This is a genomic window from Paraburkholderia agricolaris, assembly GCF_009455635.1.
In the GTDB taxonomy this organism is placed as follows: Bacteria; Pseudomonadota; Gammaproteobacteria; order Burkholderiales; family Burkholderiaceae; genus Paraburkholderia; species Paraburkholderia agricolaris.
The window spans coordinates 1320087-1345095 of record NZ_QPER01000002.1; the positions used below are offsets into that span (position 1 = coordinate 1320087).

Genomic DNA, 25009 nt, shown 5'->3' on the forward strand with positions numbered 1-25009 from the left:
CGCACCGTCTAATATCCCACCTCCGTCGCCGGCTTGAGAAAAAGCTCGTGAACGGGGGCGAAATGTGCGTACAGCGGCAGAATCGCGCCGCCCATCGCGCGTGCATCGGCGCCGATGGTGCCTTCCAGTAGTTGCGGACGCACCATCCCTTCCCATTCAAAGCGATCGAGTACACGCTCGGTCCGGCGGATGATTTCGCGGACCAGTTGACGGTCGAGCTCGCCGTCGATCACGACCGCTTCCAGGTCGAGCAAGGCGGCTGCATTGGTCAACGCATTGGCGATGGCCGGGCATGCGGTGTCGAGCCATTGTTCGGTCAATCGCCACAGGTCCGGCGACAGCGCGCGATGGTCATGCGCAGCGGCGGGGGGCGCGCCGGTGTCGCTCAACAACTGTTCCAGAACGAAGCCCGATGCAGCGTGCAATAGTTGCCGCGCGGGTTTGCGCGTGCTGCCGTCTCGCAGCGGTATCGAGCCGACGGCACCCGCATTGTCGTGCGGTCCGGCATGCAAACGGCCATCGATCACCAGTCCACCGCCGATAAACGTGCCGACGAACAGGTACAGAAAATTGTGAATCCCGCGGCCCTGGCCCATCACGAGTTCGGCCGCACAGGCGGCAGTGGTGTCTTTGGCGAACTCGACAGGCAGGCCCGTCATGGTCGCGATGCGGCTGCGCAGATCGATTTCATGCCACGCTTCCAGCGCTTCTGGCGGCGCGCCGAGAAAATCGCGCCAGCCACCTAGCCACAATGGCGCCGCCACACCCACTCCAACCACTTTGTCCGCCTTCGCGCCGAGCGTCTGAGTCACGCGTGCCAGCCTGCTTTCGAGCGCAGGGAAGAGCGTGCGTGGATCGGGATAGGCATAGTCGAATACATCGCGGCACACGACATGGCCCGCGAAATCCATCGCCAGCACGTCGAGACTGCGGCGTCCCACCTTGATGCCGATGGTGTACGCGCCGTCGGCACGCAACGCGATCGGCACCGACGGTTGACCGATACGGCCGCGCACCCGCGCCTGCTTTTCGAGCAGACCATCGTCGATCAGACGGTCGACGATCATCGACACCGTCTGCATCGACAGGCGGGTGAGACGGCTTACGTCGGCTTTCGGCAGTGGGCCGTGCAAACGGATCGCCTGCAACACGATTCGCTCGTTGAACTGCCGCATGCCGACCTGATTCGAGCCGACCGTGCGGTCAAGAGGCGAGCGGGTGCCGGTGGTTTCCATCGTCGGGTGCCCCTCAGCGGGATGCAAACATCATGCAATCGCCTTGACGTCCGCTTCCTTCGCGCCCGTCATGATCGCCACGGCCTCCGACATATGGATGTCTTTGGTATTCACGAGCGCCGCGCGCCGGCCGAGCCGCTGGATATGAATGCGGTCCGCGACTTCGAACACGTGTGGCATGTTGTGGCTGATCAGGATCACCGGCAGGCCGCGCTCGCGTACGCGGCGGATCAACTCGAGCACCATGTTGCCTTCCTTCACGCCGAGCGCGGCCGTGGGTTCGTCGAGAATCACCACATGCCGCGCGAACGCCGCGCTGCGCGCGACGGCTACGCCCTGGCGCTGGCCGCCGGATAAGGTTTCGACCGCCTGGCGCATCGAACGGATGCCGATCTGCAGGCCCTTCATGTGCGCGGTGGCTTCTTCGAGCATACGGCGCTTGTCGATCATCTTGAAGATCGAACCGCGCCAGCCTGGCTTGACGAGTTCACGGGCGAGAAACAGGTTTTCGGCAATGCTCATGGCGGGCGCTACCGCGAGTTCCTGGTAGACGGTTTCGATGCCTTGAGCGCGGGCGTCCAGCGGACTGCGGAATTTGACCGGCTTGCCGTCGAGCAGGATTTCGCCTTCGTCGGGAACGGTGGCGCCCGATAGCGCCTTGATCAACGACGACTTGCCCGCGCCGTTATCGCCGATCACGGCGAGAATCTCGCCGGGCAGCACTTCGAAATCGCAACCGTCGAGCGCGGTGACGTTGCCATAGCGTTTGACAAGTCCGCGCGCCTGCAGAACGGGCATCAGGGTAGAAGCGGAAGTAGGTGTCGACATGACGGGCTCCTGAGTGCTCAACCGCGACGATGGGAAAGTTTGTCCGCGGCAACCGCGAGAATCACCAGCATGCCGGTGATCAACACCTGGTACACCGACGAGACACCGATCAAGGTCAGACCATTACGAAATACGCCCACAATCAGCGCGCCTAGCAGCGTGCCGGCAATCGAGCCTCGTCCGCCGAACAGACTCGTGCCGCCCAGCACCACGGCGGTAATGCTGTCGAGATTTTCCGTTTGCCCGGCCTGCGGATCGCCTACGCCGGTGCGCGACACCGACAGCAGCGCGGCGATACCGTAGATGGCGCCGGCCAGCGAATACACGGTAAGCAGAATCTTCTGCGACGAGAGACCCATCAGGCGTGCGGCTTCGGGGTTATTGCCGAGCGCATACAGATGCCGGCCCGGCACCGTATCGCGCAACACGAACCACGTCGCCAGGTACATCAATAGCGTGAGTACCGTGCCGTAGGTCACTTCGGCGGGCCCGAGCTTGAACGTGTTGCCGAGGAACATGATCGCGTCGGGCAGGTTCGACACGCTCTCCGCGTTCGAATAAATCTGCGTGAGTGCGAACGCGATGTTCAGGGTACCCAGCGTGACAATGAAGGCGGGTAACTTGATCCGCGTGATCAGCACGCCGTTGAGCGCACCGAATAGCGTGCTCGCGGCGACACCGCACAGAATCGCGAGAACGGGCGGCACGCCGAGCGTGACCGCGAATTTGGTCATGATGATCGAGCCGAACGCCATCACCATCCCGCACGACAGATCGATGCCGCCGGTCAGCACGATCAGGGTCTGGCCGATCGCGATGACGGCGACCACCATCGTCTGCTGCAGGATCAGCGAAAGGTTCTGGAACGACAGGAACCGGTTGCTCTGCGAAATGAAGAAGCCGCAAGCCAGCAGAAGCGCGATCAGCGGTCCGATTTCAGCGAGTGACGGCAAGCGTTCGGCGAACGGGCGCGAGTGCCCGGCGGGCGCGGAGGGAGTCGACATGATAGGTGTCCTCAATGCATGAATCTGACGGACTGTGCGATAAGCACGGCCGTCATCCGTCGGCGGCCCGGGAAAGTGGGCCGCCATTCAGTGCCTGTTACTTGTTGCCCCAGCAGTTGTCGAGGCCGAACTTCGTATCCTTGCTGTCCACGCCGGACATCGGCTTGTCGGTGATCAGCGTCACGCCCGTGTCCTGATAGCCGGAGACCTTCTTGCCGGTCTTCGCGTACTCGACACCGGCTGTCACGCCGAGCGCGGCCATCTTCAACGGATACTGCTGGGAGGTCGCGGCAATCGCGCCGGCCTTCACATTGCGTACACCTTCGCAGCCGCCATCGATGGATACGATCATCACGCTCTTGTCTTTGCCCGCGGCTTTGAGCGCGCGATACGCACCTGCGGCGGCCGGTTCGTTGATCGTGTAGACCACGTTGATGTCCGGCGATTTCTGCAGGCAGTTTTCCATTGCTGTCTGCCCCTTCGCCTGATCGCCGCGGGTGTCCTGGCTGCAGACGATCGACGGATCGCCTTCCTTCACGCCGAAGCCTTCCAGGAAGCCGTTATGACGCAGCACGCCAACCGATACGCCGGGGGCGAGGTCGAGCGTCGCGATCTTCGCGGGCTTGCCGTTCATGGCCGTTTTCGCGTACTTGCCGATCAGCACGCCCGCTTTGAAGTTGTCGGTGGCGAAGAGGGCGTCCGTGGCATCTTGCGGATCGGTCGGCGTGTCGAGCGCGATCACCATCACACCGGCGGCGCGCGCTTTCCTGATGCTCGGCACGATCGCCTTGGTGTCGCTGGGTGTGATCAGAATCGCCTTCGCGCCGGCCGTCATCATGTTTTCGATGGCGGTGACCTGGCTCGCGTTGTCGCCGTCGAACTTGCCGGCGGCGGTGAGCAGCTTGGCGCCGTCTTTCGCGGCAGCCGCTTCGGCACCCTGTTTCATCTTCACGAAGAACGGATTGGTATCCGTCTTGGTGATGAGACCGACGACAGGCTGATCGGCTGCCTGGCTCGCGCTCGCGCACCAGGCTGCCGATGCAGCGACGCATACCGACACGATTTTCCTGGCGACAGGGTGCCTGCGGGAATTCAGATTCATGGGACGCTCCTCCGGTTATTGGCCACGACGTTATGAACTGCGGGCGGTGGCACGCGCGAACGCTGCGCGCCTGCTACCTGTTTGCAATCCTGTTTGGAACCTGAAGCGATTCAGTGGCAGTCTGAAGTCGGGCGACTAAATCACTTTAGTTGATTTAGTAAAGCAGGCGCGGCGAGGCTCGTCAAGAAAGCGATCGGATGGGAGATGGGCGCGCGGAAGCGCCCGCCAAGGCGGCGGGGCATACGTGGTGGGGCTTTGCGGGAGTGATGCAATGCAGGATCAAGCGCCGGGACTTCGGGAAAGTCCTGGCTCGCCTGTAAGTGAACTGAAATACCAAATGATTCTTTGCAACGGTATTAGCTGCCGTCAAGCTATCGGCGCGGCGCGAGCGTTTGACGCTTGGTTTCGAGCTGGGTGACGACACGTTGCAAGACTCGCTCCGCCCGCCCGGGCGTCTGCACGAACTTGCAGCCGATCACGAAACGCCGGTCGCCCTTCGGCGTGGTCAATTGCCGTGGCGCGACGATTTCCAGATCGAGCTGCAGCGTGCCGAAGCTGCCGAGTTGCAGCGTGACATCGCGCAATACGGTGCCGCTTTCCAGTGAGCCGAAGCGCTCATCGGCGGTTTTCAACGCTACGCCGCCCAATGAGAGGTCCTGCAGTTCCAGCCGGAACGAACCGCCATCCACGCAGGGTCCGCTGGCGGTATAAGGATCCAGCACGGGCGTTTGCACGCGGAAGAATTCGCGGCGTTGAACGTAGTACAGGAGGCTCGGGAAGGATGCCTCGAAAGCCGGGCGCCCTTCGAACATGACCGGATCAGCGTTAAGCGTCGTGAACTCGGTGCGAATGCCGTCGGGCAAGCTGCGGAAGATCAACTGGCGTGCGGACGCAAGCGCATAGTTGTCCGCCTCCACGCTGCCGGCGTCGAAGATGAAGCGCGCATTGCGCGAATCGACTTCGAGCACTTGCGTCACGATCTGGCGACCGTTGAATTCCACCGTCACGAAGTCCTGTCCGGTCATCAGCTTGCGCAGGCAAACCGCAATTTGCAGGGGATGGTGTTGGGCGAAGGGCGAGTCCGCGTCGGTGGTCTGTCCTGCGACGTCGGCGTCCTGCAGAAGGTCGGCAATCATTTGAGTATCCATGCGTGTTATGGCCTTGGCCCGGCCGGTTGGGGGAGCACGGGCGGCATGTGACTCATGCCGGCGCTCGGCCCTTTCCCTGCCTGTTTGCAGGGACCGTGCCAACTGCATGGATGGACTGATCGAAGCGGTGTTTTTCGCCGCGAAGCCGCTTGATATGGGCGTTTGCGGATGCTGGCCCGGTAGGCGCAGAGGGATGCAGGCAAGCTTCGCTACGTAACGTCCCTGGCGCTGTTACGGCCACGTTACGCCGAACGCGACACGCCAGTCGACGCACGCACGACCAGTTTCGGCGCGGAGGAAACCCGCATCGGCACGCTTGCCGCGAGTGGACGCTCCGCTTGCCCATACGACGATTCGATCAGCTCGCGCAACAGCGATACCGCGAGACCGGCGACTTCGACGGTCGGTACGGCGACCGTCGTCAGCGCGGGCCGCGACTCGCGCGCGAGTTGAATATCGGTAATGCCGATCACGGACAGATCGCGCGGCACGTTCAGGCCGAGATCCGCTGCGGCATGCATTGCACCGAGCGCCGGCAGATCGTTGGTCGCGAAGATCGCGGTGAGCTTCGGATCGGCTTCCAGCAGCTCGCGCGCCGCGGTGTAGCCGCCTTGTATCGTGTCGGGTGCATGCTTGACCCGGCCCTTGGTTATTCCGGCCTCCCGCAGCGCATCGACAAACCCCTCATAGCGGGCCGCGTGAATGCCCGACGCCTTACTGCCGACAATCGCGCCGATCCGCCGATGGCCGAGTTCCAGCAGATGCGTGCCGGCCAATTCACCTGCCAGACGAAAATCGACCGCGACGCACGGCAAACCTGGCGGCTCGTTGGGCCGCTCCCACATGCACAGCACCACGGGCGTGCCGCGCGATTCGGTCGTATGCAGGTCCGTGAAATCGAGGTTTGCATTCGTCACGAGCACGCCCTCGGAAAGCGTGCCGGCGATCTGATCGAGGTACGCTCGCCCGATCAGCGGATCTTCGTTGGTATTGCAGATAATCACGAAATGTCCGCTGCTGCGCGCCGCATGTTCGACGGCGAGTGCGAACTCCGGATAGAACGGATTGGCAATGCTCGATACCATCAACGCCAGCGTCGGCGCGCGGCCTTCGGCGAGCGCGCGGGCTGCCAGATGCGGGCGGTAGCCGAGTGCCTCGACGGCTTCCAGCACCCGTTGCCGGGTGTTCGCGCCGACCCTGCCGCGATTGCGCAACACGTTCGATACCGTGGCAGGCGTGACACCGGCACGGCGTGCGACTTCGCTGAGTGTGGGCATGGTGTTCCAATATATGAGATGACTGTCCGACATTTGCATCGCAGCTCAAGGCGCGGCACCATTTGCCGCACAGACAAAACGATATCGGAGACAGGCAGGGCCCCACGATCGAGTCCGATCGATTTTTTTTTCGGCCTTGCTGATTAAGCGCTTAATCTTCGATGTCGAGCCGATTAAATCACGGAGTTGATGCAATGGCGAGCATTTCGTTGAGAGGCGTGCAGAAGGCGTATGGCGACGGTGCATTGGTGATTCGCGACGTCGACCTGGAGATCGGCGAGAACGAGTTTTGCGTGTTTCTCGGTCCGTCCGGATGCGGCAAGTCCACCTTGCTGCGGATGATCGCCGGCCTCGAAGACGTGACCGACGGCGACCTGTCGATCGCCGGGCGCCTCGTCAACGACGTCCCGGCGGCGCAGCGCGGGGTAGCGATGGTGTTTCAGAGCTACGCGCTGTTTCCGCATATGACCGTGTTCGAGAACATGGCCTTCGGCCTCAAGCTTGCCAAAACCCCGAAAGAAGAAATCGACCGCAAGGTGCGGGAAGCCGCGCGCATCCTGCAACTGGAGACGCTGCTCGAGCGCCGGCCGAAGGCGCTGTCTGGCGGCCAGCGGCAGCGCGTGGCGATCGGCCGGGCCATTGTGCGGGAGCCGGGCGTGTTTCTGTTCGACGAACCGCTCTCCAATCTCGACGCGACGCTGCGTGGCCAGACCCGCATCGAAATCGCGCGGCTGCATAAGCAGTTCGCCAAAGCCAGCGTGGTGTATGTCACGCACGATCAGATCGAGGCCATGACGCTTGCCGACAAGATCGTGTTGCTGCACGCGGGCAAGGACACCGAGCGCTACGGCAGCATCGCGCAGATCGGCGCGCCGCTCGAGTTGTATCACCGGCCGAGAAGCCGCTTCGTCGCCGGTTTCATCGGTTCGCCGCGCATGAATTTCCTGCCGGGGAAGGTGAGCTCGGTCGATCCTCAAGGCGTGATCGTCACGCTCGATCACACAAATGAAAACGTGCGCGTGCCGGTCAATGGTGATGGGCTCCATGCGTCGCAAGCCGTCACGCTCGGCGTACGCCCGGAACACCTGGAATTCATTGACGCGGCAGGTTCAGAAAACACGCAGGACGCCGTGCTGACCCGCACCGTGTCGCTCGTCGAACAGCTCGGCGAGCACAGCTATGTCCACCTCGATCAACCCGGCGGCGCCGCGTTGATCGCCAAGGCGCCGGGTGACACCCGTCTCGCGCCGGGAGACCGCGCCGGCTTGCGCGTCCCCAGCCGCGCCTGCCATTTGTTTACCGAAGACGGCTTTGCCGCTGCTTCGCTCGAATCCGTCGAACATTACGCATAGGGGACATTCGGATGCGCCTTGGAGTCTGTTATTACCCGGAACACTGGCCGGAGTCGATGTGGGAAGACGACGCTCGCCGGATGAAAGCACTTGGCATCCAGCAAGTGCGAATCGCCGAATTTGCGTGGAGCCGGATGGAGCCGACGCCCGGCGAATATGACTGGGGCTGGCTGGATCGCGCGGTCGACGTACTCGGCGCGGCCGGTTTGCAAGTGGTCATGTGCACGCCGACGGCGACGCCGCCCAAGTGGCTGATCGACCGCCATCCGGACATTTTGCCGATTGGCGCCGATGGCCGTCCGCGCGCGTTCGGCTCACGCCGTCATTACGACTTTTCATCGCCTTCGTATTTCACCGCGTCGCAGCGGATCTGCACGGCGGTTGCCGAGCGTTACGGCAAGCATCCGGCCGTTGCGTACTGGCAGACCGATAACGAATTCGGCTGCCATCACACGGTGATCAGTTATTCGCCGGCGGCCGTGGGGCGCTTTCGCGAGTGGCTCAAGGCGCGCTATCAAACCATCGACGCGCTGAACCGCGCATGGGGTACGGTGTTCTGGAGCATGGAATACCGCAGCTTCGACGAAATCGACGCGCCGGTGGCGACCGTGACCGAAGCGCACCCGTCGCACCGGCTCGATTACCGCCGCTTCGCCTCCGACGAAGTGGCGCGCTACAACCGCATGCAGGTCGAGATCATCCGCGCGCATTCGCCGGGGCGGCCGGTCGCGCACAATTTCATGCAGCTCTTTACCGAGTTCGATCACTACAAGGTGGCGGCCGACCTAGATGTGGCGACGTGGGACAGCTATCCACTCGGCGCGCTGGAAGAGCAGTGGTTTGCGCCGGACGTGAAGGCGCGCTGGCTGCGCACCGGGCACCCTGACTTCGCGTCGTTCAATCATGACGTGTACCGCGGCATGTCGAAGCTGCCGCTGTGGGTCATGGAGCAGCAGCCCGGTCCGGTGAACTGGGCGCAGTGGAATCCGGCGCCGCTGCCCGGCATGGTGCGGCTGTGGAGTTGGGAGGCGTTCGCGCACGGCGCGGGCTGCGTGTCGTATTTCCGCTGGCGCCAGGCACCGTTCGCGCAGGAGCAGATGCACGCCGGTCTGAATACGCCCGATAACCGGCTCGACATTGGCGGTAAAGAAGCCGCGCAGGTTGCCGACGAGATTCGCGCGGTGCTCGCCGCGAACGCCGACGCCGATGCGGCGATTCGCTCGAAGGTCGCGCTCGTCTACGACTACGAAGCGAAGTGGCTCTTCGAGATTCATCCGCAGGGGGCGGATTTCCACTATCCGCGTTTCGCATTCGAGTACTACTCGGCATTGCGCGCGCTCGGATTGGACGTCGATGTCGTGCCGGTCGATGCAGCGCTCGACGGCTATCGTCTGATCGTCGTGCCGCCGTTGCCGGTCGTGCCGGCCGATTTCGCCGCGCGGCTGGCGAGTTCGGGCGCGCAAGTCGTGCTCGGTCCGCGTACCGGTTCGAAGACTCAGGACCTGCAGATTCCGGCCAATCTGCCGCCGGGCGCGCTTGCCTCGGTGCTGCCGCTGCGCGTGTGGCGGGTCGAATCGATGCGGCCGAATGTGACTGAAGCCGTGCGGCTTGAAGACAGCAGCAACGCGAGCGTGGAAGACGGCGTGGCGCGCCACTGGCGCGATTTCATCGAACGCAAAGGCAAAGGCGAAGGCGAAGGCGACGGCGGCAACGATGCAACGGATGCGCTCGACGTACGAGCCCGTTTCGCCGACGGCCATCCCGCTTACGTGAAAAGCGGCGTGTTCCATTACCTCGCGAGCCTGTTCGACGATGCGCTCACGGTCCGTCTGTTCGCACGGATTGCGCAGGAGGCCGGCCTCGACCCGGTCCCGCTCGGCGACAGCGTGCGCTTGAGCCGGCGTGGCGCGCTGACCTACGTGTTGAACTACGGCGACCAGGCGCACACGCTGGCCAATATCGCCGACGACGCATTCGTGATCGGTTCACGCACCGTCGAACCGCAGGATGTGGCCGTTTATCGATCAGGGAAATGATCTGAAGCGCTGAACGAAGGATTCCATGCAGTAACAACAACGACGCAAAATCACGGAGCAAAGGAGACAGCAACATGGCACTGAAACCTCGCAAGATTCTGCTGGCACTCGCGCTGGCCGCGGCGGCCGCAGGGGCCTCCGTCGTCAGCACGGCGCAGGCCGGCACGCTCGCGGTCAACATCGCGTTCAAGGGCGCGAGTCAACGCGCCGTCTGGCAGTCGATCATCGACGACTTCAAGAAAACACATCCCGGCACCGACGTGAAGGTGTCGTTCATCGACGAAGAAGCGTACAAGGTCCAGTTGCCCGGTTGGCTCTCCACCGTCGCACCCGATATCGTCAACTGGCATGACGGCGAACGGATGGCGTATTACGCGCAGCGCGGCCTGTTCGAGGATCTGAGCGGCGACTGGGTGAAGAACGGCTGGAACGACATGTATGCATCGACGAAGGAAGCGTCGTCGTATAAGGGCAAGCAGTACGCCGCGCCGACTGTGTATTACTCGTGGGGCATGTTCTATCGCAAGGACCTGTTCCAGAAGGTCGGCATTGCCGGCGAGCCGAAAACGTGGGACCAGTTTCTCGACGACTGCAAGAAACTGAAAGCGGCAGGCATTACGCCGATTGCCGTGGCAGGCCGTGATTCATGGACGTTGGCGGGCTGGTTCGATTATCTCGATCTGCGCCTGAACGGCAACGCGTTCCATCAGAAACTGATGGCGGGCGATATCGCGTACACCGATCCGCGCGTGAAGAAGGTCTACACGACGTGGAAGCAACTGATCGACGCCGGCTATTTCATCGACAACTCGCTCTCTTACGATCTGGACGCCGTGCAGCCGTTCCTGTTCCAGGGCAAGGCCGCGATGATGCTGATGGGCACGTTCATCACCGGTGGTTTCCCGCCGAGCGTGAAGCCGGAAATGGGTTACTTCCAGTTCCCGATCATCGACGCGAACGTGCCGACTGCCGAAGAGGGGCCGGTCGAATCGCTGAATATTCCGTCGAAGGCGAAGAACAAGGCGGATGCGCGTGCTTTCCTTGCATTCGTCCAGACGCCGGCAAATGGTGCGAAGCTCGCGGAGGGGCTCGGTTCGTTGTCGGCGAACAGCAAGTCGCCTGAACCCGACGATCCAATCTCGAAGATCGGCTTCCAGATTCTCGCAAACACGAAGGGCGGCATTGCGCAGTTCTACGATCGCGACATGACGAAGGAAATGGCCGATGAAGGGATGAAGGGAATGCAGCAATTCATTTCCGATCCTTCGAAGCTCGACGACATCCTTGCGCAACTCGAGCAGACGCGTAAGCGGATCTACAAGAAGTGAGCGGCGGCGGCCCGTTGATGCACGAACGGGCCGCCTGCCGGAGCGTCAAACTTAAGCGTCAACTCGCTACGTTCGATCGGGAGAATGATCGTGTCGCACTCCGTCACCCGTCACACTGTTGGCGGTCCTGCCGAACCCGGCGGTCCCGGCTTGCCCGGTGCCGGCATGCCCGCGTCGGGCGGTGCTTCGCGCGGTGGGCCGCCTCGCGTGGCACGCCGGCGCCGTCCGTCGCCGACCGCGCGCCGGCAGCGGCGCGCCGCTTTTCTGTTTCTCGCGCCGGCCTGCGTGATGGTGGCGATCTACGTCGTATGGCCGATCATCTCGACCGTGCGCCTGAGTTTTTTCAATTGGGATGGGATGACCGACCCGTCTTTCGTCGGTCTCGCCAACTATATCGAGTTGTTCCATACGCAGACGTTCTATACGGCGCTGAAGAACAACCTCATCTGGCTACTGCTGTTCCTGCTTGCGCCGCCGATGGGGCTCGCCGTCGCACTTTATCTGAACCAGGCGGTGGCCGGCATTCGCATCGTCAAATCGCTGTTCTTCGCGCCGTTCGTGTTATCCGGCGTCGTGGTCGGTTTGATCTTCTCGTGGTTCTACGATCCGACCTTCGGCCTGCTTGCGATGATTCTCGGGCACGGCGTGCCGGTACTCGGCGACCCGCGTTATGCAACGCTCGGGATCGTGTTCGCGGCGCTGTGGCCGCAAACCGCGTACTGCATGATTCTTTATCTGACGGGTTTGACCTCGTTGAACGCCGAACAGATCGAGGCCGCGCGCATGGAGGGGGCGCGTGGCTGGTCGATGCTGTGGCATGTGATCCTGCCGCAATTGCGACCCACCACCTTCATGGCGATCGTCGTCACGGTGATCGGCGCATTGCGCAGCTTTGACCTGATTTCGGTCATGACCGGTGGCGGACCGTTCGAAAGTTCGACGGTGCTCGCGTACTACATGTACGACCAGGCGATCAAGTACTACCGTATCGGCTATTCCGCGGCGGTGGCCGTGGTGCTGTTCGCGATCATGCTGGTGTACATCGTTTATCACCTGCGCCGCATGCTGCGCACCGAGCAATAAGGAGCCGGTCATGTTTCCGATCCCGATCGACAAATGGAAGCCGGTCACGCGCCGTGCGTACAAACTGACCTTGCCGCTCGCGCTGTTGATCTGGCTGCTGCCGATGATCGCGGTGCTCGTGACTTCGGTGCGTTCAACCGAGGAACTGAGCGAGGGCAATTATTGGGGCTGGCCGAAGCACTTCGCGATGTTCGACAACTATCGCGAGGCGTTGACGACTTCCCCGATGCTGCATTACTTCTGGAACAGCGTGCTGATTACGGTGCCGGCCGTGGTGGGGTCGATTGCGCTTGCGGCCATGGCGGGTTTCGCGCTGGCCATCTACCGGTTCCGGGGCAACTCCACGCTGTTTGCGACGTTTGTCGCGGGCAACTTTGTGCCGGTTCAGGTGTTGATGATTCCAGTGCGGGACCTGTCGTTGCAGCTTGGTCTGTTCAACACAGTGAGCGCGCTGATTCTGTTCCATGTATCGTTTCAGACGGGATTTTGCGCGCTGTTTCTGCGCAACTTCATCAAGCAGTTGCCATTCGAACTGGTTGAGGCGGCGCGCATCGAAGGCGCGAACGAATGGACAGTGTTCTTCAAAATCGTGTTGCCGCTGATCCGTCCCGCGCTTGCCGCGCTGGCGATTCTTGTATTCACGTTCGTGTGGAATGACTACTTCTGGGCCTTGTGTCTGACGCAAGGTGACGACGCCGCCCCGATTACTGTCGGTGTCGCGGCGTTGAAGGGGCAGTGGACTACTGCATGGAATCTCGTGTCCGCCGGGTCGATTCTCGCCGCGTTGCCTTCTGTCGCGATGTTCTTCGCAATGCAGAAGCATTTCGTGGCCGGTTTGACGTTTGGCGCAACGAAGGGGTGAGCTCCGCTAGTTCACGTTGAAATGCACGCGAATGTCTTGCCGGCTTTCGACTGGATGCCCTGCCTGCATCGCCGGAAAGAAACGCCATTTGCGCAGCGCTTCAAGAAGGAGCTGGTTGAGCCGGGGATTGGGCGTCGGTTTGATGAGCTCCACGTCGACCGACCCGTCGGCGTGGATCGCGAAGCGGGCCGTCGCGACGGTTTGATACGCCTGCTCGCGCAAATCGTCGGGGAGTTCCGGCAACGGTTGGGAAATGGAATGTGCCGCCGCGTCGCCGGATGATTTGGCGGACGGTATGGCGGACGGTATGGCGGTTGCGCTTTCGTCCGAAGGGACGGCAGCGCGCGCAGGCGGCTCGGCGGCCGTCTTCGGCTCTTGCATCGCGGGCGTCGGCTGAGCCGGCGGCACGTTTTGCATTGAACGCGCATCCGGCTTCGACGGCACAGGGGGTGGCGTACGCGAACGCGTTGTGACGTGAGCGTGCGGATCAGCGGCTTGTCGTGGTTTGCTCGGAGCGAGCGCAACGGGTGCAACGGGTGCAACGGGTGCAGCGGGCGCAGCCGGAGCCACGGAAGGCGTCGTAACCGCAGCTTCCGGCGGATCGAGTTCCATCACTCGCATCTCGAGTGGCTTGTCCTGCACACGCGCAGAGGGCGACGGACGCAACCAGTGCCCCACCTGAAACAGGAATACGATCCAGACAATTAGCGCGGCCAGTACCGCCAGTGCGAACCGTATTGACGGAGAATCGTCGACAGCAACGGCAAAGCGCATCCGGTTACTCACGATGTACGGCGATCAGGAAACGCTCGGCGCCGGCACGGCGTGCGGCCAGCATTGCCTGAACCACCACGCCGTGGCCGGCTGCGTCGTCAGCGGCAATCACGACATTGCCGTCCGGTTGCAGCAGACGTTTTACCATCGGCTCGATCTGATCGAGATGAACTGACTGATGGTTCACAAAGATCGCGTTGCCGCTGTCCACGGAAATCGTAAGCGGTTCATGGGTTGCCATTTGCTGTGCGCGGCCGGCCGGGAGCTTGACCTTGACGGCGTCGAGCCGTTGCATCGCGAGCGATGCAAGCATGAAGGTCGCCAGCAGAAAGAACATCACATCGATCATCGGAATGATTTCGATGCGGCCGCGCTTGACCGCGTGCGCACGCTTGAACTTCACGGCAGCGCTCCCGCGGGCGTGTCGGCAAGACGGATTTCGCTGAGCCGTGCATTTGCGAGCGACTCGAGTTCGTCCATCAGCCGTTCGAGCCGGCGCGAGAAATAGTTGAATGCAAAGAGCGCAAACAGGGCAACCACCAGGCCAATCGCGGTCGCCACCAACGACTGTGCCACGCCGCCCGTCACGCCACCCGGATCGACGAGGCCATCGCCACCGAACAACTGGAACGAATGCATCATGCCGACAATGGTGCCCAGCAGACCCAGCAAAGGCGCTGCCGTCACGATGGTTTCCAGCACCCAGAAACCTTTACTCATGTCGCGTTCGATCTGCGAGGCAACCGATTGCGCCTTTGCTTCGCGCAGCCACAGCGGCACGGAAGGGTCGGGCGCCCACGGCGCGCTCATGCGTCTGAACGCGTTCTGACTGGATGCATCCTTTAATCTGCCGGCCCAATCGAGGGCCGATCCGGGCACCGCGATTTCGTGCCTGATGGTGTGCGCGTTACCCTGCGTGCCCGGCAAGCGGCCAAAGCGCAGAAACACATAAGCCCGCTCGAGCGTAATCGCGACCGCCAGAATAGCGAGTACCGTCAGCGGATAGATGACCCATCCGCCCACGCGTACCGCTGCCAGAACACTTGCCCAATCTTGCATGTCCTACCTCTTCTTCGCTCTTGATAGCCTGGCGGAATCAGAAATTCTTGGTGATGCCGGCGTAGACGGCGAAGTGCGGGCCATACTGCGGCGCACCCACGCCGATACCCGATCCGTCGCGCAACTCATAGACGCGGTTGAACGCGTTGACGACCATCAGCCGTGCATCGAACTTCCCGACTAGCGGCTGGTTAAAGTGCTGTATCACGCCGAGATTGACCTGCGCATAGAGCGGCAGCTTGTCGGTGTTCGCAAAGCCGCTACGCAATCCGCTTCCCACCAGTCCATCGAACGTGAAAGTCGTTCTGCCGAGATCGTAGGTTCCGCCGAATGATGCGGTAATGCGCTGGTCGTGATCCAGGTAGACCCAGTGATCGTTGATATAGGCGAGTTCCGCCGGGTCGAAATTGAACTGCGCCGAATCGATCTGGGTTCCCTGTGCGCGGCTCCACGCGAGATTCACGTAGGCCGATACGTTGTCCTGCTTGTAGTTGGCCGTGAACTCGACCCCATACACGCGACCCTGCCGGTAGTTGAACGGCGTGAAGATGAGCGCGGAACCGAACTGTCCTTCGTCGAGCAGGTTGGTCGACTTCTTGTAGTAAGCGTCGAGTCCGACCGTAACGTTCGAGCCGAGGCGCTGGGTCACACCGAGATCGAAATAATGGCTGCGTTCCGGTTGTACCTGACCGTTCTGGCTCGACGGACTCTGATTGGTCGTGCCGTTAAAGCGACTGATAGTCGAGCCCGACACCAGTTCAAATGCCGGTGGCGTGAAATAGCGCGCATAGCCGGCATGGAGCGTCGTGGCCGGCGTCAGCGCATAGACGAGGCCGATGCGCGGGCTAAGCTGGCTCGCGCTGACGTACTCGTCCATCTTGTCGTAGCGCAGGCCATAGTTCAGCGTGAGCTTGTCGGTGAGTTTCCACTCGTCCTGCACGTAGGCGCTGTACAGATAGCCGGTCTTGCTGCTGGAGTCCTTAATATTTAAGGGTTGATCGGATAACTGGTTGCCGCTGCTGTCCGTCGCGAATACGTTGACGCTGTCGTCGAACACCGCGTGTTCTTGCTGGAAGAAGATACCGGCCCGAACCGTATGCTTGTCGTTCAGCCGCCAGGTCGTGTCCACCTGCGCGCCGTTGGCCGAATTGCTGTGAAAATCCTGCGACGCCACACCGTTAAAGAGCAGATCGCCAACCGGGTCGGGATTGAACTGGGTTCGCGTGTAGCGCGTAAAGAGGGCGACCTGATAGTCGAGGGCGCCGCCATTGGTGCCCTGAAGCGCGACCACGGCAAAGTTGTTCAACTCCGATTGCGTTTCGTTCAACTGGCTTGAGTTGAAGGTGTTGTTGCCGTTGAGCGTGAAGTTGGTCTGCAAGCCCGGCGTGTTGGGAATCTCGAACTGGTTGCTCGTGGTGCCGAACATCACGCTTACGCGCGTGAGCGGATTGATGATGTACGACATGTAGCCGAATGCGTTGCCTTGACGGGTGTGGTCGTGAATCGCATTGGCACTGGAGGTGGGATTCTCGATCCCGAGGTTGTTCATGCCGACTGAGCCGCTGAAGTAATAGCTGAACGGCCCCTGGCTGCCGAATACATCCGCGCTGGTCTTGATCGTCTGATGGCTGCCGCCGAACACGTCGATGGACCCGCCGTTGCCGGCATCGCCCGACTTCGTGCGGATGTCCACTACACCTGCGGTGCGGTAGCCGTACTGCGCCGGCAATGCGCCGGTGAGCAGGTTGACCTGGTCGATGATGCGGGTGTCGAGCGACTGGCCGAAACCGCTGATCGGCTCGGGAATGATGATGCCGTTGATGCGGTATTGCAGGTTCGCGTGGTCTCCGCGCACGTGCAACTGACCATAGGAATCGCTTGCCACGCCGGGCGCCTGCAGCAACACCTGGTTCAACGGCGTGTCTTGTCCCGCGGGCAGGGCATTGATATCGGCCTGGCTGAAGCGGTACACGCTGCTGCCGGTTTCCGGCAGCAGTCCGTTGCGGGCTCGATCGAGACGCTTTGCATTTACCTGAACGTCGAGTGTGTCGCTTTGAGCGAGTTTGATGCTGACCGCGCCTGGCGCCGCCGCGGTTGCGGTTGCGATGCTGCTGCCGCTCGCGAATCCCGGTGCCGTGACGACAACCGCATAGATGCCCGGGCTCACGTGAGCGATCGCGAAATGGCCGTCTGCATCCGTTTTTGCTTCGCTGATCGCGGCGCCGCTTGCATTCTGAACGCTCACCGTGGCGTTCCGGACGGGTTTGCCCGCTGTGTCGGTGACGGCGCCTGTCACCGAAGCTTCGTCGGGCGCGGCATGAGCATGAGCGGCGATAGCGAACAGCAGCAAGGCTGCGTGAGAGACGCGCGTGCGGTTTTTCATCTTTATTTATTCAGGGTTGAGCGCTGGGTGGATGCGTTTCCGTCTTGTCGACGTTCTTCTGCTACATCGTTCGACGTGCGGAATGTTATATCATTACATCGATAAACGAAAATAACAACTCGATGAAGGGCGCTGTGAGCGCTTTGAGGGCGAGAGTGGGTGTTTGACGCGCGAGTGGCGGCCTGGGTCCGGGCCGCCATGGGGTTAGCGCAGGGTGCGCCGCGATGGGGCTTACTTGTGCTGTGCGAGCTCCGGCACCAGCGAATGATGCGCACCGACGCCCGCTGCCACGCCGGCCGCCGAGGCAAACGTCGCGTTGGTCATCTTGTTCGACACGTCGCCTGCGGCATAGACGCCTTCGACTGTCGTCTGCTTCAGGTCGTCGACCCTGATGACGGGCCCAAGCGGCGCCTCATCGAATGCACAGCCGAGTTGTTCCGCGAGCGTGCTGTTCATGTGCGTCCTCGGCGCGATGAATAGCGCGTCGATCGCGACAACGCGTCCATCGGCCAATCTGAGCGCCTCGAGGTGCGGAGCCTGACCTAGCAGTTCGACTACCGGCGAACGCTCGATGCGCACGTTGCGCGCGGCCAGATGAGCGAGTTGTCCTGCGTCGGGCTCGAAGGTGCCCTGAGTGAAATACGTTGTCGGGCCCCAGTCGGGAATGAGCAGCGCCTGGTATGCCGACAGCGGATGATTGCCCAGTACGCCGAGACGCCGATCCCGAACCTCGTACCCGTGACAGTACGGGCAATGGAGTGCCGTCATGCCCCAACGTTCCTGCAAGCCCGGTATGGCGGGCAGTTCGTCTCGCACGCCGGTCGCGAGAATAAGCCGGGAAGCCGATTCAATGCGGCCGTCCGAAAGCGCGACGCTGAAGGCGTCGTCGGTCCGTTGCGCGGTGACAGCCTCGCCTTTGACCCACTGAACCGTTGGGTAGGCCGCAAGCTGCGACCCAGCTTCGCGAATGATCTCGGCGGGCGGTTTGCCATCCTGGCCGAAGAAGCCGTGAGCGTGCGAGGCAAAACGGTTGCGCGGCAAGCCGGTGTCGATGACAAGCACGTTCCTTCTGGCGCGCGCAAGCTGCATGGCGGCCGACAGGCCCGCGAAGCTCCCGCCCACAACGATCACATCATGCTGGGTATGCATATCCTTTCTCCTGGTTTGTGCCGGCGTCCACACCGATGGGCGATGGTCAAACTGACGCCAACCGCTTCATGGAACATCACGAGTTGCATGATAAGGTGATGCTATACTTAACGCAACTTCGAATGTTGCGTGAGTGGGTTCGTCCGCCATGCTTCCTGAACCTGAGGCGATGAATGAGAACGGATAGCCGCCTGTCGCGAATGCTGCATGCCCTGATTCACATGGACCGGCATGATGGCCCGCTGACGTCTGAAACGATCGCGCAGATGCTGGGCACGAACCCCGTCGTCGTGCGGCGCATGCTGGCCGGGCTAAGAGATCAGGGGTACGTGCAGTCCGAGAAAGGGCACGGCGGCGGTTGGATCGTGTCGAAAAATCTTGATGAACTGACGTTGCTGGACGTCTACCGGGCCGTCGGGGAGCCGCCGATTTTTTCCGAATTGTTCACGGAAGACCATCCGGAATGTCTCGTCGAGCAAGCCGTCAACGTCCGTCTGTCAGAAACGGTTCGAGAGGCAGAAGCTGCGTTGCTTGCGCGGTTCGGCGCAATTACAGTCGGGATGCTGGTACGCGATTTCGACGAACGGTTTGCGCGCAGCCAGCAGCCGGATTCGACGCGCCGGCCGGCGCGCCGGCCTAACGAAAAATCTCGGCAATGAGGTTGGCCACGGTCCGGATGCGCTCGCTATCGCGCAAGGCGGGATGCAGCACCATCCACACGTCCTGGTCGAGCGCCTTGATGTGCTTTTCGACGCAGACCAGGTCGCTCGTGGTGTCGCCCGCGAGTTGAGCCAGCACGCCGAGCCCGGAGCCCCCCAGCACGCCGTCGAATACGCCCATGCCATAGCTGCTGCGCAGCGATGGCGCCGGCGCGCCGGGCAGGCTCTTCAGCCATTGCGTGGCGGGATGATCGGGCTGCCGGTCGTCATAACCGACGAGCGATAGCTTGTCCCATTCCTTGCGCACGATCGCCGCCTTGTGGCGCAGATAGTAGTCGCGCGAACCGTAGAGCCCGAAACGGATCTTGCCGATGCGTCGGACATACAGATCGCCCTCGTCGGGGCATTCGGACCACAGCGCGATGTCCGCTTCGCGGCGGGCAAGGCTATACGGCCGCCGTGAAGTCAGCACTTCGATGGCGAGGCCGGGCAGCCGGTCCTGGAATGAACCGAGCAGCTTAAGCAAAATGTAAGAAGGCCATTCGACGGCATTGATTCGCACCGTGCCGTGAGCGGCTGCGCCCCCGGTCACGTCCGCGGCGCGCTCGATCTGGTGGGCGAGATCCTCCATCTGCTCGGCCCAGGCCAGCACCCGCGCGCCGAAGGCCGTGACCGTGCAGCCCGACGGCACCCGGTCGATGAGCGGCTCGCCCAGCCGCCGTTCAAGCTCGGTCAGGCGGCGCGACAGGGTCGGCGCACTCAGATCGCATGCCGTAGCGGCGGCTCGCATGGTTCCGCCGCGTGCGATTTCCACCAGAATCCGCAGGTCGTCCCAGTCTACGTGTTCCATTTTTGTAACGCTAAGTTTTAAAATTGGGCATAGCATAACGTGGATCGCGAGGATAGCATTGGACCTGGCCGTACTCGTCCCAGCATCTGGCAAGGAACCCAAGGGTTTCACCGGGGGTGGCGGCAAGTGTGGCGAACCTGCCCATCACGCGACTCAACGGCTATCAGTACGTAGACCGAACGAGCAAAAAGGAGACATTAATGATTCGTCATTTCCAACCGGCGCGGCGTCGCGCTATCGTAGCCAGCGCGGCTTTCCTCGCCGTATCGATTCTGCCGATGCCCGCAGCGTTCGCCCAGACCGCCCACAAGCCGAAAGTCGCTCTGGTGATGAAGTCGCTGGCGAACGAGTTTTTCCTGACCATGGAAACCGGCGCGAAGAACTATCAGAAGCAGAATCCCACGAAATTCGATCTCGTCACGAACGGCATCAAGGACGAGACGGATACGGCTAACCAGATTCGCATCGTGGAGCAGATGATCGTCTCGAAGGTCGACGCACTCGTGATCGCCCCGGCCGACTCCAAGGCGCTGGTGCCGGTGCTCAAGAAAGCGGTCGACGCCGGCATCATCGTGGTCAACATCGATAACCAGCTGGACCCGGGCGTGCTCAAGTCGAAGGACCTGAACATTCCGTTCGTCGGTCCGGATAACGCGAAGGGCGCGCAGAAGGTGGGCGATTATCTGGCCAAGCACCTCAAGTCGGGCGACAACGTCGCCATTATTGAAGGCGTGTCGACCACCACCAACGCGCAGCAACGCACGGCCGGCTTCAAGCAGGCCATGGCAACGGGCGGCATGAAGGTCGTCTCGCTGCAATCGGGCGAATGGGAAATCGACAAGGGCAACGCCGTCGCGAGCCAGATTCTCAATGCCAACCCGGACGTCAAGGCGCTGCTGTGCGGCAATGACAACATGGCAATCGGCGCGGTCTCGGCGGTGCGCGCGGCAGGCAAGGCCGGCAAGGTGCAGGTGGTGGGCTACGACGACATCGACGCGATCAAGCCGATGCTCGCCGACGGCCGCGTTCTCGCCACCGCGAATCAGTATGCCGCCAAGCAGGCCGTATTCGGTATCGATACGGCGCTCAAGGCGCTCGCCGAGCACAAGAAGCAGTCGGAATTGTCGGGCGTCGTCGAGACGCCTGTCGATCTGGTCACCAAGTAAGACTGGCACAACGCGTGGTCCGGCCCGTACGCATGACGGGCCACGCTGCCTGATCTTTGTCCCCGCTTTATCGATCTGATGTCTACTCCCATCCTATCCTTGACCGATGTCCCGCCCGTGCTGAGCGTGCAAGGCATCGGCAAGACCTACGCCGGGCCGGTGCTCGCCGATATCTCGCTGGAACTGCACGCAGGCGAGGTGCTGGCGCTGACCGGCGAGAACGGCGCGGGCAAGAGCACCTTGTCCAAGATCGTCGGCGGTCTCGTCACGCCGACTACCGGCTCGATGACGCTCGGCGGCGCGGCTTACACGCCGGCCAGCCGCAAGGACGCCGAGGCGCTCGGCGTGCGCATGGTCATGCAGGAGTTGAACCTGCTGCCGACTCTCTCGGTGGCGGAGAACCTGTTTCTGAACCGCTTGCCGCAGCGCGGCATATTTGGCCGGATCGACCGTACGAAGCTGCGCGAAGACGCCCGGCACGCGATGGCGCAAGTCGGGCTCGACGCGATCCATCCCGACACGCTGGTGGGCACGCTGGGCATCGGGCATCAGCAGATGGTCGAGATCGCGCGCAATCTGATCGGCGATTGCCGCGTGCTGATTCTCGACGAACCCACCGCGATGCTGACCGCCCGCGAGGTCGACCTGCTGTTCGAGCAGGTCGAGCGGCTCAAGGCGCGCGGCGTGGCGCTGGTGTATATCTCGCACAGACTGGAAGAGTTGCGGCGGATCGCGCGCCGCGCTGCGGTGCTTCGCGATGGGCGGCTCGTACATGTCGACGAAATGGCCAATCTCTCGGCCGACCGCCTGGTCACGCTGATGGTGGGGCGCGATATCGGCGAGCGGATCGATCTGGGCGAGCGGCGCATTGGCGACGTGGCGCTCAAGGTCACGGGCATGAGCCGCGAACCGGCCGTGCGCGATGTGTCCTTCGAGGTGAAGGCGGGCGAAATTTTCGGCATCAGCGGTTTGATCGGCGCGGGCCGCACGGAACTGATGCGGCTCATCTACGGAGCCGATCGCGCGGATGCCGGCATGGTGTCGATCGCCCATGGCGACGGCCCGCTCGAACCCGTGAAGGTCTCGTCGCCCGCGGACGCCGTGAGGAACGGCATCGCACTGATTACCGAGGATCGCAAGGGCGAAGGCCTGCTGCTGACGCAGCCCATTGCCGCCAATATCTCGCTCGGGCATCTGCGCGCGGTGTCGAAGCATGGTGTGGTGGACGGCCGTCGCGAGGCGGCGTTGGCGCGCAAACAGATCGACGCGATGAGCATCCGCAGCACGGGGCCGTCGCAACCGGTGTCCGAGCTCTCGGGCGGCAACCAGCAGAAGGTGGTGATCGGACGCTGGCTCGCGCGTGATTGCCAGGTGTTGCTGTTCGACGAGCCCACTCGCGGCATCGACGTCGGCGCCAAGTTCGATATCTATGCATTGATGGGCGCGCTCGCGCGGGAAGGCCGCGCGCTGGTGGTGGTGTCGAGCGATCTGCGCGAGTTGATGTCGATTTGCGACCGGATCGGGGTCATGTCGGCAGGGCGCATGACCGGCCTGTTCGAGCGCGGCAGCTGGACCCAAGACTCGCTGCTGGCTGCGGCGTTCGCAGGCTACACGAATCGTGACGCGCTGCTGCACGATCCGATCGAACCCGACGCACGGGCGCCCGACACCCCGGCGTCCGACGAAAAATCTGTGGAGTATTGAAGCATGACCGCACCAACCAGCCTGCCTACGTTGCAGAACGAACCGCCCAAAGACGCAAAGCCGATCGGCACGCGGCTGGGATTGTCGAACTACCTCGGCCTGCTCGGCGCCTTGCTCGGGATGATCGTCCTGTTCTCGCTGCTGAGCTCGCATTTCCTGAGCTACGACACCTTCAGCACGATCGCGAATCAGATTCCCGATCTGGTCGTGATGTCGGTGGGCATGACCTTCGTGCTGATCATCGCCGGGATCGACCTGTCGGTTGGCTCCGTGCTGGCGCTCGGCGCGGCGCTCACGAGCGTCGCAGCCCTGCAGTGGCACTGGCCGGCGTTGCCCGCTGCGTTGCTCGGCATGGCGGGCGCGGCCTTGACGGGCTGCGTGACCGGGGCGATCACCGTGGCCTGGCGGATTCCTTCGTTCATCGTGTCGCTCGGCGTGCTCGAGGCGGCCCGCGGTCTCGCGTATCAACTGACCAACTCCCGCACGGCCTACATCGGCGACGCGTTCGACTTCCTGTCCAATCCGATTGCGTTCGGTATATCGCCTGCGTTCCTGATTGCGATCGTCGTGATGATCGTTGCGCAGTGGGTGCTGACCCGCACGGTGTTCGGCCGCTATCTGGTGGGCATTGGCACGAACGAGGAAGCGGTGCGTCTTGCGGGCGTCAATCCGCGGCCCTACAAGATTGCCGTATTTGCACTGATGGGACTGCTAGCGGGTCTCGCGGCCCTGTTCCAGATTTCGCGGCTCGAGGCCGCGGACCCGAACGCCGGCTCGGGCATCGAGTTGCAGGTGATCGCGGCCGTGGTGATTGGCGGAACGAGTTTGATGGGCGGGCGCGGCTCGGTGATCAGCACGTTCTTTGGTGTGTTGATCATCTCGGTGCTGGCCGCGGGTCTCGCCCAGATCGGCGCGACCGAGCCGACCAAGCGCATTATCACGGGAGCCGTCATTGTGGTGGCTGTCGTGCTGGATACCTATAGAAGCCGGCGTCGCGCCGCATAATTGACCATTGGCGACCACGCATGGCGGGTCAGCAGGAGAGTGAAAGTGTCGAAAGAAGTGAAGCAGGGCCGCGTACTCGTGGTGGGCAGCATCAATACCGATCTGGTCGCCCGTGCCCCGCATTTGCCGCGGCCGGGCGAGACGATCGGCGGGCATGAGTTCTCGCAGGTTGCCGGCGGCAAGGGCGGCAACCAGGCGGTGGCGGCCGCCCGCATCGGCGCGCGCGTGGCGATGATCGGGCGGGTGGGGAAGGATGCGAACGGCGCGCAGCGGGTCCAGGATCTGGAAGCGGAGGGCATCGACTGCGCGGGTATCGAAGTCGACCCCGCGCAGCCTACCGGCGTGGCGATGGTAACGGTCTCGGACGACGGGCAGAACACGATCGTGGTGGTCGCGGGCAGTAACGGCGAACTTACCCCTGAGAGCGTTGCGCGTCAGGAAGCGGCGATCAAGGCCAGCGACGTCGTGGTGTGCCAGCTGGAAACGCCGTGGGATTCCGTCCACGCAGCACTTGCGCTGGGCCGGCGGCTGGGCAAGATCACCGTGCTGAACCCGGCGCCGGCAACCGGCCCGCTGCCCGCGGAATGGCTGCCGCTGGTCGACTACCTCGTGCCGAACGAGGTCGAAGCGGGGATACTCGCCGGCCTGCCGGTCGAATCGCAAAGCGGCGCGCGCCGGGCGGCGCTGGAATTGCAACGCGGCGGCGCCCGCAATGTGATCGTCACGCTCGGCTCGCAGGGCGCCTACCTGTTGCCTGAGGGCGGCGAAGGCACGCATTTCCCGGCGCCGCAGGTGCGGGCGGTCGACACGACCGCGGCCGGCGATACTTTTATCGGTGTCTTTGCCGCGCAACTCGCCGCGCGGCAGCCGCTGGAAGGCGCGATCAGCCTCGCGCAACGCGCGGCTTCGATTTCCGTCACGCGCGCCGGCGCGCAGCCGTCGATTCCGACTCGCGCGGAAGTCGACAGCGCAGTGTGAGGCGGATGCCTGTTGTGACATGAGGCA

At 62.6% G+C, this 25009-nt stretch carries 22 protein-coding genes; 10 read left to right on the forward strand and 12 right to left on the reverse strand.

Going from position 1 to position 25009, the window contains the following annotated elements; translation table 11 throughout:
• Nucleotides 1-8: 8 nt before the first annotated feature.
• From GH665_RS27325 to GH665_RS27350, 6 genes are all read right to left on the reverse strand, one after another.
• Nucleotides 9-1235: an ROK family transcriptional regulator gene (locus tag GH665_RS27325; protein ID WP_153140364.1), complete on the reverse strand. Its 1227-nt coding sequence runs from the start codon at nt 1233-1235 to the stop codon at nt 9-11.
• Nucleotides 1236-1265: 30 nt separating this feature from the next.
• On the reverse strand, nt 1266-2063 hold the full coding sequence (locus GH665_RS27330) for an ATP-binding cassette domain-containing protein (protein ID WP_153140365.1): 798 nt from the start codon (nt 2061-2063) through the stop codon (nt 1266-1268).
• 17 nt (nt 2064-2080) lie between these two features.
• Entirely contained in the window at nt 2081-3067 is a 987-nt protein-coding gene (locus GH665_RS27335; protein WP_153140366.1) for an ABC transporter permease, read from the reverse strand.
• A gap of 97 nt (nt 3068-3164) precedes the next feature.
• Nucleotides 3165-4169 (reverse strand): sugar ABC transporter substrate-binding protein, encoded by a 1005-nt coding sequence (locus GH665_RS27340; RefSeq protein ID WP_153140367.1) that lies wholly within the window; start codon nt 4167-4169, stop codon nt 3165-3167.
• 371 nt (nt 4170-4540) lie between these two features.
• Complete coding sequence (locus GH665_RS27345) at nt 4541-5305, reverse strand: flagellar brake protein (RefSeq protein WP_153140368.1); 765 nt, start codon at nt 5303-5305, stop codon at nt 4541-4543.
• Nucleotides 5306-5559: 254 nt separating this feature from the next.
• Nucleotides 5560-6594, reverse strand: coding sequence for a LacI family DNA-binding transcriptional regulator (locus GH665_RS27350; RefSeq protein WP_153140369.1), 1035 nt, complete (start codon nt 6592-6594; stop codon nt 5560-5562).
• A gap of 194 nt (nt 6595-6788) precedes the next feature.
• Between GH665_RS27350 and GH665_RS27355 the strand changes: the two genes are divergently transcribed.
• The 5 genes from GH665_RS27355 (at nt 6789) to GH665_RS27375 (ending at nt 13255) form a co-directional block, all read left to right on the forward strand.
• On the forward strand, nt 6789-7946 hold the full coding sequence (locus tag GH665_RS27355; RefSeq protein ID WP_153140370.1) for an ABC transporter ATP-binding protein: 1158 nt from the start codon (nt 6789-6791) through the stop codon (nt 7944-7946).
• Between the two features lie 11 nt (nt 7947-7957).
• A complete protein-coding gene (locus GH665_RS27360) occupies nt 7958-9982 on the forward strand; it encodes a beta-galactosidase (protein WP_153140371.1) in 2025 nt (674 codons plus the stop codon).
• Nucleotides 9983-10056: 74 nt separating this feature from the next.
• Nucleotides 10057-11310: an ABC transporter substrate-binding protein gene (locus GH665_RS27365; protein WP_153140372.1), complete on the forward strand. Its 1254-nt coding sequence runs from the start codon at nt 10057-10059 to the stop codon at nt 11308-11310.
• Between the two features lie 84 nt (nt 11311-11394).
• Entirely contained in the window at nt 11395-12393 is a 999-nt protein-coding gene (locus tag GH665_RS27370; protein WP_153140373.1) for a carbohydrate ABC transporter permease, read from the forward strand.
• Nucleotides 12394-12403: 10 nt separating this feature from the next.
• On the forward strand, nt 12404-13255 hold the full coding sequence (locus GH665_RS27375) for a carbohydrate ABC transporter permease (RefSeq protein ID WP_054039020.1): 852 nt from the start codon (nt 12404-12406) through the stop codon (nt 13253-13255).
• 6 nt (nt 13256-13261) lie between these two features.
• On the opposite strand, the gene GH665_RS27380 is transcribed toward GH665_RS27375, so the two are convergent.
• From GH665_RS27380 to GH665_RS27400, 5 genes are all read right to left on the reverse strand, one after another.
• Nucleotides 13262-14041 (reverse strand): energy transducer TonB, encoded by a 780-nt coding sequence (locus GH665_RS27380; protein ID WP_343038770.1) that lies wholly within the window; start codon nt 14039-14041, stop codon nt 13262-13264.
• The gene (locus tag GH665_RS27385; RefSeq protein ID WP_153140375.1) at nt 14034-14432 is read right to left on the reverse strand and encodes an ExbD/TolR family protein; all 399 of its coding nucleotides are present in this window, start codon (nt 14430-14432) and stop codon (nt 14034-14036) included. Before GH665_RS27385 ends, GH665_RS27380 begins: the two co-directional genes overlap by 8 nt.
• The gene (locus GH665_RS27390; RefSeq protein ID WP_153140376.1) at nt 14429-15088 is read right to left on the reverse strand and encodes a MotA/TolQ/ExbB proton channel family protein; all 660 of its coding nucleotides are present in this window, start codon (nt 15086-15088) and stop codon (nt 14429-14431) included. Before GH665_RS27390 ends, GH665_RS27385 begins: the two co-directional genes overlap by 4 nt.
• A 37-nt stretch (nt 15089-15125) precedes the next feature.
• Nucleotides 15126-17471, reverse strand: coding sequence for a TonB-dependent receptor (locus tag GH665_RS27395; RefSeq protein WP_153140377.1), 2346 nt, complete (start codon nt 17469-17471; stop codon nt 15126-15128).
• A 231-nt stretch (nt 17472-17702) separates the two neighbouring features.
• Complete coding sequence (locus tag GH665_RS27400; protein WP_153140378.1) at nt 17703-18620, reverse strand: NAD(P)/FAD-dependent oxidoreductase; 918 nt, start codon at nt 18618-18620, stop codon at nt 17703-17705.
• Between the two features lie 173 nt (nt 18621-18793).
• On the opposite strand from GH665_RS27400, the gene GH665_RS27405 reads away from it, so the two are divergent.
• Entirely contained in the window at nt 18794-19279 is a 486-nt protein-coding gene (locus GH665_RS27405; protein ID WP_051743311.1) for an Rrf2 family transcriptional regulator, read from the forward strand.
• Here the strand turns inward: GH665_RS27405 and GH665_RS27410 are convergent.
• Nucleotides 19257-20129, reverse strand: a complete 873-nt coding sequence (locus GH665_RS27410) for a LysR family transcriptional regulator (RefSeq protein WP_153140379.1) — start codon at nt 20127-20129, stop codon at nt 19257-19259. The genes GH665_RS27405 and GH665_RS27410 overlap by 23 nt on opposite strands.
• Before the next feature lie 200 nt (nt 20130-20329).
• On the opposite strand from GH665_RS27410, the gene GH665_RS27415 reads away from it, so the two are divergent.
• The 4 genes from GH665_RS27415 (at nt 20330) to rbsK (ending at nt 24982) form a co-directional block, all read left to right on the forward strand.
• Entirely contained in the window at nt 20330-21295 is a 966-nt protein-coding gene (locus GH665_RS27415) for a sugar ABC transporter substrate-binding protein (protein WP_153140380.1), read from the forward strand.
• A gap of 78 nt (nt 21296-21373) precedes the next feature.
• Nucleotides 21374-22999: a sugar ABC transporter ATP-binding protein gene (locus GH665_RS27420; protein WP_153140381.1), complete on the forward strand. Its 1626-nt coding sequence runs from the start codon at nt 21374-21376 to the stop codon at nt 22997-22999.
• A 3-nt stretch (nt 23000-23002) separates the two neighbouring features.
• Nucleotides 23003-24004: an ABC transporter permease gene (locus tag GH665_RS27425; RefSeq protein ID WP_153140382.1), complete on the forward strand. Its 1002-nt coding sequence runs from the start codon at nt 23003-23005 to the stop codon at nt 24002-24004.
• A 45-nt stretch (nt 24005-24049) separates the two neighbouring features.
• A complete protein-coding gene (rbsK, locus tag GH665_RS27430; protein ID WP_153140383.1) occupies nt 24050-24982 on the forward strand; it encodes a ribokinase in 933 nt (310 codons plus the stop codon).
• Nucleotides 24983-25009 lie beyond the last annotated feature (27 nt).

Coding starts and splice junctions, on each gene's coding strand:
- GH665_RS27325 (WP_153140364.1), bottom strand. CDS start 1,235: ATGGAAACCACCGGCACCCGCTCGCCTCTTGACCGCACGGTCGGCTCG.
- GH665_RS27330 (WP_153140365.1), bottom strand. CDS start 2,063: ATGTCGACACCTACTTCCGCTTCTACCCTGATGCCCGTTCTGCAGGCG.
- GH665_RS27335 (WP_153140366.1), bottom strand. CDS start 3,067: ATGTCGACTCCCTCCGCGCCCGCCGGGCACTCGCGCCCGTTCGCCGAA.
- GH665_RS27340 (WP_153140367.1), bottom strand. CDS start 4,169: ATGAATCTGAATTCCCGCAGGCACCCTGTCGCCAGGAAAATCGTGTCG.
- GH665_RS27345 (WP_153140368.1), bottom strand. CDS start 5,305: ATGATTGCCGACCTTCTGCAGGACGCCGACGTCGCAGGACAGACCACC.
- GH665_RS27350 (WP_153140369.1), bottom strand. CDS start 6,594: ATGCCCACACTCAGCGAAGTCGCACGCCGTGCCGGTGTCACGCCTGCC.
- GH665_RS27355 (WP_153140370.1), top strand. CDS start 6,789: ATGGCGAGCATTTCGTTGAGAGGCGTGCAGAAGGCGTATGGCGACGGT.
- GH665_RS27360 (WP_153140371.1), top strand. CDS start 7,958: ATGCGCCTTGGAGTCTGTTATTACCCGGAACACTGGCCGGAGTCGATG.
- GH665_RS27365 (WP_153140372.1), top strand. CDS start 10,057: ATGGCACTGAAACCTCGCAAGATTCTGCTGGCACTCGCGCTGGCCGCG.
- GH665_RS27370 (WP_153140373.1), top strand. CDS start 11,395: ATGATCGTGTCGCACTCCGTCACCCGTCACACTGTTGGCGGTCCTGCC.
- GH665_RS27375 (WP_054039020.1), top strand. CDS start 12,404: ATGTTTCCGATCCCGATCGACAAATGGAAGCCGGTCACGCGCCGTGCG.
- GH665_RS27390 (WP_153140376.1), bottom strand. CDS start 15,088: ATGCAAGATTGGGCAAGTGTTCTGGCAGCGGTACGCGTGGGCGGATGG.
- GH665_RS27395 (WP_153140377.1), bottom strand. CDS start 17,471: ATGAAAAACCGCACGCGCGTCTCTCACGCAGCCTTGCTGCTGTTCGCT.
- GH665_RS27400 (WP_153140378.1), bottom strand. CDS start 18,620: ATGCATACCCAGCATGATGTGATCGTTGTGGGCGGGAGCTTCGCGGGC.
- GH665_RS27405 (WP_051743311.1), top strand. CDS start 18,794: ATGAGAACGGATAGCCGCCTGTCGCGAATGCTGCATGCCCTGATTCAC.
- GH665_RS27410 (WP_153140379.1), bottom strand. CDS start 20,129: ATGGAACACGTAGACTGGGACGACCTGCGGATTCTGGTGGAAATCGCA.
- GH665_RS27415 (WP_153140380.1), top strand. CDS start 20,330: ATGATTCGTCATTTCCAACCGGCGCGGCGTCGCGCTATCGTAGCCAGC.
- GH665_RS27420 (WP_153140381.1), top strand. CDS start 21,374: ATGTCTACTCCCATCCTATCCTTGACCGATGTCCCGCCCGTGCTGAGC.
- GH665_RS27425 (WP_153140382.1), top strand. CDS start 23,003: ATGACCGCACCAACCAGCCTGCCTACGTTGCAGAACGAACCGCCCAAA.